The following is a 13,934-nucleotide window of genomic DNA, read 5'->3' as shown; positions in this document are numbered from 1 at the left end:
TCGTCAGAACTAGCAGTGATTACCGCTAAGTGAGTGTGCATTGGACCACCTTTACGAGAAAGTTCTTTGCCTTTGGGCCCGAATACAGGCCGGAACTAATCTCCGACCCCTGAAAATCCAGCTTGGAGCTTGACACACGTACCGCTCGTGACATGTGACGAATGTCACATAGGTGAGCGGCAGTTACACCTAATCTCAAATACGTACCAGATCTCGATATCAATACAGGACACATTTCAACTCTTCCATACCTGCAAATCTTGAAATGGCATAGCTTTTGCTACCAGGCATCACGGTTGTGGTTAATACGAACGTTGATTGATCCCAAAGTAGCATCACGTTCTTAGCAAGTCCTCAAATGGTAAGGAATTGATGGTTTGACGCTTATTTGGATGGCTAAGGGTAATAAAATGAAGAATTTAGAGCGCTTCGGACCATTCTCGCTAGAACGATCTCCACTGAGATTACGCAGAGATTTTGAGATCATTAGTCTTACTACGAGACAACTTGAGACCCTTGAGTTGATCGTCAACGCCCATGGTCGCATCGTTCCAAAGGAGAAGTTCTTCGAGGTTGTTTGGAAGGATGCCATCGTTGAAGATGGCAATCTAACGCAAACCATCTTCCTTTTGCGCAAAGCCCTGGGGAGGCTTCCGGATGGAGGAGAGTTCATCGAGACGGTTTCACGTCAGGGGTACCGCCTGGCGCCGACAGCTCTGGTTCCGAATAGTGTGGGCTATACAAGTAGTGAAGCTACAAAGACTGAAGCCACAAGTAGTGAAGCCACAAATACTGAAGCCACCAGTATTGAAGCCGACCAGCTCTCAAAGCCTGCGGTCAACGAGGGAAGAGAAGACGTTCGGTCGCCTTTCGCCACCATATTGAAGCAGGAGGGCGCCGGCGCGTATTCAGACGTAAAGGTGCTCCTTACGCGCGAAAGGCTCCTCCTCACCCTCATTATTGGACTCCTTGTGTGTCTTGGTCTGGCCGGATGGAATCTTGGACACGTATCCATACCCCACCCGACGATTCTTCGATCAGTAGGGGTTACAAACGACGGGATGCAGAAGAGCATACATCTACCGCTTCTACTGAACGGCGATTACCTCTATGTGAATGAAACGATTGACAACCTTAATTATCTTGCCCTGTACAACACGGATGGTGAACGCATCATGCGCATTCCGTCGCCGACGACGGGAGGGCGAGGATTGAGCATCATGCATGAACCCTACAGACTGCTATTTGGCGTTCCGTGGGATTCTGCTTCGCCGTTTACCGTGTTGTCTGCGTCCGGGGGGGCGTCCCATATCGACGGTTTGAGCGGGAGAACCATCGCGGTCTCTCCCGATGAGAAGACGCTCGCTGTCATTAAGGGAAGGCAGCTTTTGCTTGCCGATCAAGCGGGAGGGAGCCTAAGAACGCTCGCTATGCTGCCGAATGTTGCGTATTGGCCGGAGTGGTCTCCTGATGGAAAGCACATCCGCCTCACAACCTGGGCAGGCGACTATCGGCAAAGCCTCTGGGATATTAATGTTGCCAACGGTTCTTTGACACCTCTTCTCGTTGGTAGTCCCCATGAACACACGGTATGTTGCGGATCGTGGAGCTCCGATGGCAAATATTTCATCTATGTCGTCGATGAGGGGTATCGAAGTTCTCTATGGATTCGAGACGAAAGACCAAATATCAAGCTCCTGATCAAGGAAACTGAGCAGGAACTCGTCTCTGGCCCCGTCGACTTCTGGAATGCGCCGATCATCAGTCACGACAATAAACGTCTGTACGCCATCGGACATGAGGCGAGAGGAGAATTAATTCGACTCTCGAGAGGTGAAGGCGGTTCTGTCCAGTCACTCCCTGAAGATCTTTCAGCTGATACGGTGACGTTCTCCCGCGACGGCCATTGGATCGCGTACACCTTGTTCCCCGGGGGAAGCCTATGGAGAAGCCGGCCCGATGGCTCGGATAAACTCCAGCTAAGTCGACCTGGCAGGATGACGCGGGCGCCGCAGTGGTCACCGGACAGCACCAACCTCGTCTATCAATGCGCAATCCCAGGTGAGACATGGCAAATCTGTGAGGCATCAGTGGACGGACTTTCGGTGAGCAACCTTACGACCGCTGCCCAGGCTAGCGGGATCGCGACCTTCTCCCCCCATGGAGATAAAGTCGCATACGGGCAAGATGTCGAACGGGGCTTTCAGTCGCAGGGAGATATCTTCATAACGATCAGGGACCTCAAAAGCGGCCAGCAAGAAAAGCTCTCAGGCTCCGAGGGCCTCTCCAATGCTCGCTGGTCCCCTGATGGAAGATACATGGCCGCGACGGCAGCGGGGACCCAGGCACTTATGCTCCTTGATTTCCAGACGGGCCATTGGTCAAAACTGACGGACCAGTCAGTAAATGATCTTATTTGGAGCCCTGATTCGAAGACCGTTTTTTTCGATACGCGGCAGGGCGCTGACAATGGCATCTTTGCTGCCTATCCTTCCACTGGCAAGGTAGAGAAATATTTCGATGCAAAAAAGCTTCGCAGAACCGGGTTCCCCCCATGGCGCCTTTCGGTCACACCTGACGGCGCGCCCGTCGTCCTACAGCAAGCTGGCACGAGCGAGGTCTACCGTTTCGATATTGACCTTCCGTAAACTTCGTTTTATCTCCAGATGGCGAAATCGATCCGTGAAAAGCTTGTGGGGATTCGATGGAGTCGCGGGCGCGGGGGGACAACTACGCTCGCAGCCGTCCGTGGAAGGTGCTCCTGCAACCGGCCAGAAGTTGGGGGACGGTCTAGTCCTGCTTCAGGAGGTGGTGGATGGCTCTGACGGATATAGAGATCCGGGGAACCAGGCCGAGAGAAAAGCCATTTAAGCTATATGACCGTGATGGCTATTCCTGCTGGTCGATCCTGGGTGATCTGGGCCGGGCACTCGTTGTATCGTTTTAGAAATGATGCGTACTGGTTCGCTACGATTCTCCAAACTTCTTATCCTGATAACGGTTTCCATTTCGCTACAACAAGTTGCTTCGTCCCAAGGTGTGGGACAACAGGTTGGTGCGACGACCCATGTGCCGAAACATGAAGACACCGAGGTGTGGGAGCCGGTGCCGCCTGTGGTGCAACCGGGCAATGAAAACAGTATGCCTCCCTCGGATGCCATCGTCCTGTTTGATGGGAAGAACCTTGATGAGTGGGTATCTACCTCGGATAAATCGCCTGCGAAGTGGATCGTTCATGACGGTATCGTGACCGTGAGCAAGGCGCAGGGCGTCGGTAACATTGAGACGAAGAAGACCTTTAGAGATTATCAACTTCACGTTGAGTGGAGGATTCCATCCAACATTACGGGTAGCGATCAGGCGCGCGGAAACAGTGGTGTGTTTCTTGCCTCCACCGGTACAGGCGATAGCGGATATGAGCTGCAGATACTCGACTCGTACATCAACAAGACCTATGTGAACGGCCAGGCCGGAAGCATTTATAAGCAAGGTATTCCGCTGGTGAACCCGGCGCGTAAGCCAGGCGAGTGGCAAAGTTACGATGTGGTGTGGACTGCTCCGCGGTTCAATTCCGATGGTTCGTTGAAGAGCCCGGCTTTCGTCACCGTGTTCTTTAATGGTGTGCTGGTGCAGAACCACTTCGAGCTAAAGGGAGAGACACTATATGTGGGCCAGCCCACGTACAAGAAGTACGATACCGCTCCGATTAAACTGCAGGCGCACGGTGACCATAGCGAACCGATCAGCTTTCGCAATATCTGGGTGAGAGAACTCAAATAGCGTTTCGATGGCTAAGGTGTTGTCGCTTCGTGCAGTCAGATAGTAGAGTTCTCCTGTATCGCTTAGACGTTGTGGAGTTGTGAGAACCGGAGACTTATGAACCGTCGTCATTTGCTGAAAACTGGTGCCTCTTTCGCCTTGGGCTGTGCGGTTTTACCGCATCGGTCGCTGGCTCAAACGAAATCTCTGCCGCTGCCGCCTGCAGGTGCGGATGGATGGGTCTCGTTGTTGAATGGCCGCGACCTGACGGGCTGGTACACCATGCTCGAGAAGTCCGGCAAGAGCGTTGCCGAGGCGAAGAAGATGGTGACGATGGAAGAGGAGATGCTTCATATCCTGGGAAACCAGGTGACGGACGAGCACTTCGAACCCGGTTACCTGGCGACGAACCAGGAGTTTGAAAATGTTCGCATTCGTTTGGAGTACAAGTGGGGCATGAAGCAGTTTGAGCCGCGTAGCCTCTCGAAGCGCGACAACGGTTTGCTGTACGGTCTGGTGGGTGCCGATAAAGTTTGGCCTACCTGTGTTGAGTGCCAGATCGAGGAAGGAGATGTCGGTGATTTCTTTCTCGTCAGCGGAGTCCGTGGCATTCAAGGGGATCACGGTGCCGGTCTGTTCGCGCAGGGCGTTAGCAGGGAACACGGGTTCCCAACGGTGAATGGGGCGCGCGCCGCGAAGGGGCAGCCCGCCGCCGAGCCAGTGACTGGGAGACTGAAAAAGGATGGCAACTTCGAGAACCTCAATGACTGGAACGTTGTGGAAGTGATCTGGCAGGGAGATCAGGCCGCGCATCTTGTGAATGGAAGAGCCGTCAATTCGATTTCAGGATTGCAGCAGCCTGACCCTCAAAATCCGGGCAAATTCATTCCGCTGACGCGTGGGAAGATCGCGATTGAAATTGAGTTTGCCGAGATTTGGTTCCGAAGGATCGAAGTCAAGTCGCTCGTGTGAGTCGCGGTTTCCCCAATCCTGTCGTGGGAAGGTCGTAGCTGGATGGAGAGTTACTGCTAGTAGGATTGCGATATGCTTGGCATACGGAATCTTTGTGCCTACAGGAGTTTGCCGCGTGCGCCACCTTCTCTCACTCACAGTCTTCAGTCTCGCCTCGCTTGTCGCTGCGCAGGCCCTATCTGCTCAAACACCTGCTGCCTCAGCCTATAAAGGCGTGCAGGGCGTGTATACGGCGAAGGACTTTCACTTTGGTACTGGTGAGACAATTCCTGAGCTCAACCTGCACTATCTCACTCTGGGATCACCGCATCGAAATAGCGCAGGACTCGTGGACAACGCAGTCCTCCTGCTTCACGGCACCGGCGGCGACGAGCACACGCTCTTTGCGCCGCAGTTCTCCACGGTCCTCTTTGGGCCCGGTCAGCCGCTGGACATCACGAAGTACTTCCTGATCTTTCCGGATGACATCGGACAAGGCGGCTCCTCCAAGCCGTCCGATGGACTGCACATGCGGTTTCCGCACTATGACTACGACGACATGGTTCGCTCACAGCACCAGATGCTGCTGGAAGGTTTGCACGTTGACCACCTTCGGCTGATTCTTGGCACGTCAATGGGCTGCATGCAGAGCTTTGTGTGGGGCGAGACCTATCCTGACTTCATGGATGCCTTGATGCCGCTGGCGTGTAATGCGGTCGCACTTGCCGGGCGGAATCGGATGACGCGCTATATGGCGATTGAGAATATCGAGCGGGATCCAAACTGGAAAGGGGGCGAGTACACGAGTGAGCCCGTCGAAGGCCTGCGCAGTGCAAACGAGATGTTGCTGATCATGGGATCCGCGCCGCTGCAGATGCAGAAGCTCTACCCAACACGCGTGGCTGCGGAGGGTTATGTCGACAAGTACCTGGCGCGCGTGGTCGCTTCAACCGATGCGAACAACATGATCTATTACATCAACGCCTCGAGGAACTACGATCCGAGTGCGAACCTGAAAAAGATCAAGGTGCCTGTGATGTGGATCAACTCCGCGGATGACTTCATCAACCCGCCGGAGCTTGGCATCGCGCAGAAACAGGTGCAGGAGATGCCACACGCAAAGTTCGTGTTGATTCCCATCTCCGATGCGACGCGCGGCCATGGCACACATACATCGGCTGCTATCTGGAAGGACTACCTTGTGGAGTTGCTGGCTGAGTCGGAGCCGAAGCACTAAGGTTTGGCGGGAAGCACAAAGGCGCTGCACGAGTGCAGCGCCTTTGTGTTGTTCCGGATGTAAGATGCCGCTACTGTACAACTAGAGTGATCGGGAGAGTTGCTGTCTGGCCGCCATCCGTGGCAGTTACGGTGACGGTGCTGGTACCCGCAGGAGTCCCGCTGGTGCCGCCTCCACTATTGCCGCTGTTGTTACTTCCATTGCATGCGGTCATCATCATGCCAGCGGAGAGCAGCAACAATAGCAGAAATAATCGTTGCCATTGCCGCTTTCTCGTGGCGAACAATCCACCGATCGCCAACAGGCCGGGTAGCGCCAGAGCATACATCGTTTGCGCCGTACCACTCTTTGCCGGTGACACCAGAGCCGTGCTGGCCGCGGTTGTGGTGATCTGAAGGGTCGCTGTATTGGAACTGCTTAGAGCACCGGGGTTGCAGGAGGCTCCCGCCGGTAGACCGGAGCAGGTGAAAGTAATAGCGCTGTTGGCAAAGTTCACCACGGTCAGCATGGTTGAACCAGAGCCACCCGGCGCAGAGATGGTCACAGTGGTTGAGCTTGCCGTGATCGTGGGTGTCGGAGCGGGAGCGATCACAATAGAGAGGTTTGCCGATGCGGTTGAGGGTGTGCTCTCAGAGTCGGAGAGCTGCACCGTGAAGTTGTCCGTGCCGGCCTGCGTCGGAGTACCCGAGATGACGCCCGTACCGGCATTGAGAGTCAGCCCGGGCGGAAGGCCGCTGGGGATACTCCAGGTGTACGGCGGAACGCCGCCAGTGGCTGCGAGTGGGGCTGAGTAGGTTGCCCCCACCGTGCCACTCGGCAGACTGGTCGTAGTGATCGATGTGGGAGCCACGACCACCGAGAAGGAGGCCATGGCGCTAACCAGATTAGGACTGCTGGCCGAGAGGGAATAAACACCGGGTACGTTCAGAGGAGCACCGCTCAGGTTGAAGCTGGCTACACCTGCGGAGCTTGCAGCATTCTGGGTGAACCCTGAAGGGCCTGTAACAGTCAGCGTCACTGTTTCCGACGGAGAGCCAATGAGCGCCCCGGCCGTATTCTGCACGTTGACATTGATCGTACCGAGGTTGCCTCCGACAGGAACAGACATGGGTGGTGCGGAGGCAAACGCCAGAATTGCCGGGGTGCTTGTTGCGCTGATATGGACGGGGATAATCTTCCAGAGTTGTCCCTGGTTCGCGGGCACCATCCAATCGCCGTTGGAGGGGGAGGCGGGCGTCTGTTGCTGGATCGCGGACCCTGCCAAGGCAAGGACGAGACCACTGTTTTTGTTGACGATCATGTAGTAATCCCCGGTCGCTGTCAGGGGAGGATTTGTGCAGTTGGCCGGTATGTCGCCGCAGTTTCCGACCGACATGATGTCCCACTCCTGGCTGGCATTTGTGCCGGTGATCGCGGTCACGTCCGCCGTTTCAGAGTTCTGCATCACAGGGCTGTTGGCGGTAGTGATACCGCCGTTGTCGAGGACGTTGATTCCTCCTGCCTGGTTTCCGTTGACAATCTGGAAATAACCATCGCCCAGGTTGTTCATCAGGATGGTGCCGTTCGACCCGTTCGTGCCGTTGTATGCAGGCCCGCCGTACTGTTCGACATCGGCGCCCTGGGCGAGAATCTGCCATTGCTGATTCTGGCTCACGATTCCGGTATAGGTAGCCACATCGAGCGATGCCTTGGGAGCCGTCGATGCCAGCGCTGTCTCCAGAATGTTTCCGTTGACCGCACTCACCAGCATGTAGTTAAGCGTGGGGTCTGTTTTGCCGCCCAGTCCCATCATTGCCGGCAACGTGGCATTGTCGAGAGCCGCTTCACCGGGCCCACTGCCGGCCACCGTCGAAGTCGAGTTATCGAAGAGACCAAGCTGGGCGCTAAGCCAGTACTGGCCGGGGTTACCGTTGCCTGTACCAGAGTAGAAATCCCCGCTCATGGGCGTTGACTCGCAAGCCCAGCAGTCCATGCCCATGCCCATGTGATTGGTAGCGTTATGCTGCACGGTCTCGAGGTCGATATAGTATTGACGCTCGAATCCCCGGCTCGCAGGATTAGGCGTGATATTCAACTGGCTCCCGTAGTAATCGTCCAGCGGAGTGTCACCGCCGACATTGGTGTACGCCACGCCATCCTCTGCGGTGAATACAGGGTATCCGGCGTTGGGGTCCGCTATTTCGGCGTTCATCGTTGTCTCTTCAACGTTCTGGGGATTCTTGAAGCTGTTGTTTGTGTCGCCGTGAGGCGCGTAGCTGAACTGTGCCTGAGTCATAGCGCCGTCCCAGCCGGGATAGTAGCTCTGGCAAGCAACATCGATGGGAAGGTTGGCCGTCTTCGGTCCTTTGAAAAATGTGTCCAGGGCCGGAGTGCCGTCAATGTCGACGCAGCGGAGGGGCACCGCCACGGGCGATCCAAGAACCGGATTTGAGGTGTCCGTTGCGGCATCGGCAACGGCCTGCAATCCCGCCAGTTGGAAAGCGGTGGCTGCGGCTGACATGGTAGGCCCGTTTGGCGTGTAGTTGCTGCCGTCCAGATTGGTGAACAAGCCGAGATTGGCTTCATTGCCCAGGGCAACCATGTCCGGCATAGCACCGGCTGCGCGATAGAACTCGAGCAACTGCTTGACGTAGTTGTAGACGAGGTATTGGCCGTTGCCTCCGTTCGGATTCTCAGGAGAGCCTTCCAGCGAGGCGAGAGGCTGATTCAGCCAATTGCCAGGATTGTTGCCACCGTTGCCATCGTAGAAGAGAGTGAGGAAGACCGACATTCCAAGTTTCTTCGCACGCACAGCCAGATCAACACCCGACCAGTCTGACTCGACGGCGCCAAATCCCGGATTCGTTAGCGCAAATACCTGGCTTGTCTTGTTAATCGGGAAGGTTGTCGAGGTGCCGGTGGCGAGGGTGTATTTGGTATAGGGACCGGTTGACATCGAGTAGGTGAGGCTTCCGTACTGGTACGTCGTGCTGATCGAAGCTGGACGGATGCGGATGGAGTTCAACCCTGCGTTCTTGAAGATTTGCAGCATGTCCTGTCCGGGAAGATAGGCATCGTGCCACCAGGGAAGGTTCCCGGTATTCTCAGCCGGTGTGGAGCGGTCGTACTCTTCCACTTCAGCGGTAGACATGTCATTTCCGCGCCAGTATGCAGCGCGGAACAGCCATTGCTGATTGACGGTGGGAGTACCGGAGAGTGGAGTTTGATTGAGCTGCGCTCCGACGGAGGTGGACTCACCGACGCTATCCAGCACATTGCCGGTAGCGACGTTGGTAATCGTGTTGTAGCCATTGTTCACATACGTGAAGGTCCACTCCTGTGACGGTGTGTTGACGGTGCAAGGATTCTGCACTGTTAAGACGGAGCCGCCGGCAGAGGAGCTGTCCAGGCAGAGATTGTTCTCGATATTGCTGAATTTCCAGTTGCCATCGGGCATCTTGGAGAAGGCCCACCTCTGGCTCAGGCTCGAGAAGCTTCTTGTCTCCTGAAGTATCTTGTCGCCAGCCGTCACGGAATTGCTGTTGAGATCCATCTGCAAGCCGGAGGCTCGATTGATGAGGTAATAGGTTTCGCCATTGATCGGGTTTGGATCAACTGGTTCCGGTGGTTGAACGATCTGGGCTCGAACGAGAGGCGCACAGAAAAGACCGAGGAGGCATATCGCAAGACCAATCCGCGGTCTGATCATTCGTCTGAAGCCAGGCAAGTTTAACCCCGGCATTTTGTCACTGCTCTTAATTACGCAATCTGGATTTCGCATTGAATGTTCCTTCTGCTTCTGTAGGGATCGCTCGACGCCACAGAGATTCACGAGGGGTACTGGGAGAAGCAAACGAATACTATTTTCGCGATGGTTACTCTTGCATCCGACTAAAGTAGGACAACCCTAAAGAATTAAAAATAGGGGCTTCATCTCAGAGGCTGTCTGAAAGTTAGTTGCATGAAGCTGATTGCAGGCTCCAGCGAAGAGATGCTCCGAGCCGCGAGATATGAGTTGCGAGAGGCGAGAGATGACTCGTATCTCGACTCTCCTATCTCGCAACTCGACGCAAAATGGAAGAACACTACGGATGCAGATTCCAAAAACTCAGTAAGTCCTCAAGCCGTTTTGCGACTGTTTATGGCCGCTTTTTCAAAGCTGTCCTATGGTGAGGAAGATTTGCTCTAGTATGTGTGGGATATGCGGATGGTGTTTCGGTTTGCGCTGGTGGTGGTTTGTCTGGGGGCATGGTGTGCTCTGCCGGCGCGGCCACAGGTAAGGCCTGAGTCAACGCAGGCGCTGCCTGCGCAGCAGCAGTTTGAGTACACGCGGACACTTTGGCGGATCAGCGATGGACTGCCGGAGGACACGGTGCAGGCGATCGTGGAGTCCAGTGAAGGTGTCCTGTGGATTGGGACGACAGGTGGGCTGACGCGCTTCGATGGGTCCCATATGGAGGTGACGGCGCGGGCACAGCCGTTACTCGCGAACAGCATCTTTACGCTTACCTTCGGCAGGGATGGAAGCCTATGGGCCGGAACTGAGGGCGGTGGCCTGCTGCGTCTGCGGAATGGAGCGGTAAAGGCCTACTCCTTCTCTGAAGGCCTGACGGACGGATTTGTGCGCAAGGTCTTTGAAGACAGCCGCGGAAGATTGTGGGTGGGAACCGATGATGGATTGTTCGTGATGGATGCGGCCTCGACAGGTGAGAGGTTGCGGCGAGTGGATGTGGGAGCGATTGTGCCACAGGCGGTGCATTCGATTACGGAGGACAAGACAGGCAGGATCTGGGTGGGAGGATCGAGACTTACGGCGTTCGATCCCGATGGGACGGAACGAGAGTTTGTGCTTCCCGGAGTGTATAGCCAGAATCGCGTGAAGAGTGTGCTTGAGACACGTGATGGCAGGCTGTGGGTGGGAACGGTGGGAGGATTGCAATATCTGGAGAAAGGGAAGTTCCATACAGTAGCGGGAATTCGAGCGACGGTGCGGACGCTGCTCGAGTCAAGCGATGGGACGCTATGGATTGGCACGATTGGCAATGGCGTGTGGACGTTACATCCGGGATCCAGCGACACACTGCGGCGAATCAGTGGGCAGGGACTGCTGCCGAGCGAAACGGTGTTGTATCTGTTTGAAGACGATCAGCGGCAGATATGGATTGGGACGCAGGCAGGGTTGGTGAGATTGAACAAGACTCCCGTGCGTGTGGTTGCGCTGCCGGAGAGCGGCGATCCGGATTTTGGAACAATCTCGGGAGATGAGCACGGCGACGTTTGGGTGGCGGCGCAGAATCTGTATCTGATTCGCAAGAACGTGGCGCGGCGTGTGACCTATGGTGGGCTGACCAATATCAAGGTGCGGAATGTGTATCGGGCGCGGGATGGGGCTCTGTGGATTGGCACGGATGGGAGTGGTGCGTATCGCGTAGACGGAGATGAGGTGCGGCACTATACGGCTCCGGCAGAGTTGACGAACAACTTCATACGCGGGTTCCTGGAGAGTCGTGATGGTGCGATGTGGATTGCGACGGATGAGGGCGTGAGCCGGATCGGCACGGAGGGGGCGAAGAAATTTACCGAAGCGAATGGGCTGGCGTTCTTCAGCACGCGAAGCCTGTTGCAGGACAGCGGAGGAAGCTTGTGGATCGGGACCGATCATGGATTGAGCCGGTGGAAGAACGGGCGGTTCGAGCAGGATGCGGCGACAGCGGCGTTGGCACAGGACCAGGTGTGGTCGATCCTGGAGGACCGCAGCGGCGCGCTGTGGTTTGGGACGAGAGATCACGGATTGTTCCGGTATCGCGCGGGACCGGGTACTGGTAAAGGCAGTCTGCAACAGTTCACGGCTTCGGAGGGATTGCCGTCGAATAGCGTGTACCAGGTGCTGCAGGACCGCACGGGAAGGTTTTGGGTGACAGGCCCGAACACGATCGCGTCGGTAGCGGAGACAGAGATGGAAAGGGCTGCGAGCGCGGCGCAGCCCTTGAGTGTGCAGACGTACAGGATGCCGTTTGGAGCGGATGGAGCGCAGATGTATGGCGGCCGGCAGCCGGCAGGGTATCTGGCTCCGGATGATAGCGTGTGGTTTCCGACAAGCCGGGGGGCGGCCCATCTGGCGAGAGTGGAGACGGCGGCGGAACCAGCTCCGAGAGCTTCTGTGGATGGGGTCATCGAGGATGGACAGAGTGTTGCGCCCAATGGCCCGCTGAAGGTTGCGGCAAATGTGGTGCGGCTGAGCTTCGCGTTTACGGTGGTCTCGTTGCGGCCGCAGGATGGGGTGCGGTTTCGCTACAAGCTGGAGGGTTTCGATCCGAGTTGGAATACCGCGGGGGTGAACCGGGAAGCGACCTATACAAATCTGCGCGCAGGGAGTTACAGATTTAGAGTGCGGGCGTTCAACACGGCGAATCCGGAGAGTGTGAGCGAGTTCGATCTGGTGCTGGTGAAGGCCCAGGTGTTTTACGAGACGTGGTGGTTCTATGCCTTGTGCGGTGTGATCGTGTTAGCGGTTGCGTGGAGCCTGTACCAGGTGCGTGTGCGCGGGATGCGGACACGGTTTGCGGCGGTGCTGGAGGAGCGGAGCCGTCTGGCGCGGGAGATGCATGACACGGTGATTCAGGGATGCGCGGGGATCTCGGCGCTATTGGAAGCGATGGCGAGTACACAGGAGCTGAAGGCAGGCAGTGAGCAGGGTGCAACGAAGGACGGCTTGCTGGAGGTTGCGCGGGTGCAGGCTCGGACGACGATCGATGAGGCTCGGCAGGCGATCTGGAATATGCGGCATGAGCCGGAGAAGGACGTGGATTTGATTGCGGCCCTGAAAGGGGTGGCAGCGCAGACAACGAGAGAGTCTGAGGCTGGAGAGTCAAGGACGGTGGTGGTCTTTGAGCATGATGTGGAGCGCATGGCAGTTGGGGCATCGGTAGCGCATGAGATCTTGATGACGGTGCGGGAGGCGGTCTACAACTCGGTCCAGCATAGCCGGAGCGGAAGGGTGGAGCTGCAGTTGAAGATGCGCGGTGAAGAGCTGGTGATCAGCATCGCGGATAAAGGATGCGGATTTGCAACGGATAGAGAGAATGTTGTGGCAGAGGGGCATTACGGGATTGTGGGGATGCGGGAACGTGTGCAGCGGCTGGGGGGACGGATGGAGTTAACAAGTGCGCGAGGAGTTGGGACTCGGGTGCAGTTGCGACTTAGAGTGAGAGGGGACAGCAGATGAGTGCAGATGGGGAACTGAAAAAGATACGGGTTTTGATTGTGGATGATCATCCGATCATGCGTGTGGGGGTTGCTGCGATCTTATCTGCGCAGCCAGACCTGCAAGTCGTGGCGCAGGCGGGGACCGCCGCTGAGGCAGTGCGGCTGTTTGCAGCGGAGAGACCGGATCTGACGCTGATGGATTTGCGCCTTCCGGACAAGAGTGGTGTGGAGGCGATACGAGCGATACGGGCGATATCCCCGAAGGCACGGATCGTGGCTCTGACGACGTATGAGGGCGATGAGGATATTCATCAGGCACTGGAGGCCGGAGCTCAGGGGTATCTGATCAAGGGCATGCCGCATGATGCGCTGGTGAAGGCGCTGTACAGGGTTCATGCGGGGCATCGGTTTCTGCCGCAGGTGGTGAGCCAGGCACTGTCGTCGCGTGTGCCGGGATCGCACTTGAGCCAGCGCGAGCAGGAGGTGCTGCAGTTGCTGTTTGCGGGAAAGAGCAATCGCGAGATCGCAGAGGAGTTGGCGATCAAAGAGGCGACGGTAAAGTCGCATGTGAGCGTGATCCTGATGAGGCTGAACGTGAGCGACCGGACGCAGGCTGTCGTGGAAGGCCTGAAGCGGGGGTTGGTGCATCTGTAGGGACACCGGTCAGGTGAAAACAAAATGAGCGTAGTCCGACTTTCGTTGGATTCGCGAGGTAGGTTGGAAACCCTATAGTTCCTGATGCTGTGCTGCCTGGGTTTACGGCGGCGTGAGCGAAGTGCGGAACAAATGCTTGTGCAGCGTG

The 13,934-nt window shown here is 56.4% G+C and carries 8 protein-coding genes; 7 read left to right on the top strand and 1 reads right to left on the bottom strand.

The features are described 5' to 3' along the window. Positions 1–392: 392 nt before the first annotated feature. The 5 genes from ACIX8_RS17410 to ACIX8_RS17390 all read left to right on the top strand — a co-directional run bounded on the left by ACIX8_RS17410 (position 393) and on the right by ACIX8_RS17390 (position 5,947). Complete coding sequence (locus tag ACIX8_RS17410; RefSeq protein WP_044176974.1) at positions 393–2,648, top strand: winged helix-turn-helix domain-containing protein; 2,256 nt, start codon at positions 393–395, stop codon at positions 2,646–2,648. Positions 2,649–2,682: 34 nt separating this feature from the next. After that, complete coding sequence (locus ACIX8_RS17405; RefSeq protein ID WP_044176972.1) at positions 2,683–2,871, top strand: hypothetical protein; 189 nt, start codon at positions 2,683–2,685, stop codon at positions 2,869–2,871. A 198-nt stretch (positions 2,872–3,069) separates the two neighbouring features. Continuing rightward, on the top strand, positions 3,070–3,780 hold the full coding sequence (locus ACIX8_RS17400) for a 3-keto-disaccharide hydrolase (protein ID WP_223295367.1): 711 nt from the start codon (positions 3,070–3,072) through the stop codon (positions 3,778–3,780). A 96-nt stretch (positions 3,781–3,876) separates the two neighbouring features. Next, complete coding sequence (locus ACIX8_RS17395; RefSeq protein ID WP_014266689.1) at positions 3,877–4,731, top strand: 3-keto-disaccharide hydrolase; 855 nt, start codon at positions 3,877–3,879, stop codon at positions 4,729–4,731. A gap of 115 nt (positions 4,732–4,846) precedes the next feature. Beyond that, positions 4,847–5,947, top strand: coding sequence for an alpha/beta fold hydrolase (locus ACIX8_RS17390; protein ID WP_014266688.1), 1,101 nt, complete (start codon positions 4,847–4,849; stop codon positions 5,945–5,947). Between the two features lie 70 nt (positions 5,948–6,017). Here the strand turns inward: ACIX8_RS17390 and ACIX8_RS17385 are convergent, their stop codons facing one another. Continuing rightward, the gene (locus ACIX8_RS17385) at positions 6,018–9,635 is read right to left on the bottom strand and encodes an RICIN domain-containing protein (RefSeq protein WP_044176966.1); all 3,618 of its coding nucleotides are present in this window, start codon (positions 9,633–9,635) and stop codon (positions 6,018–6,020) included. Between the two features lie 498 nt (positions 9,636–10,133). Here ACIX8_RS17385 and ACIX8_RS17375 point away from each other — a divergent pair, with 498 nt between their 5' ends. Further along, on the top strand, positions 10,134–13,151 hold the full coding sequence (locus ACIX8_RS17375; protein ID WP_014266686.1) for a sensor histidine kinase: 3,018 nt from the start codon (positions 10,134–10,136) through the stop codon (positions 13,149–13,151). Further along, positions 13,148–13,786 carry a response regulator gene (locus ACIX8_RS17370; RefSeq protein WP_014266685.1) on the top strand — a complete coding sequence of 213 codons (639 nt, stop codon included), beginning with the start codon at positions 13,148–13,150 and terminating at the stop codon, positions 13,784–13,786. Before ACIX8_RS17375 ends, ACIX8_RS17370 begins: the two co-directional genes overlap by 4 nt. The last annotated feature ends 148 nt before the right edge of the window (positions 13,787–13,934 follow it).

The sequence above is a fragment of the Granulicella mallensis MP5ACTX8 genome (assembly GCF_000178955.2).
Lineage (GTDB): Bacteria > Acidobacteriota > Terriglobia > Terriglobales > Acidobacteriaceae > Granulicella > Granulicella mallensis.
The sequence above is the reverse complement of the archived record's forward strand: the minus strand, read 5'-3'. Positions and strand labels throughout refer to the sequence as shown.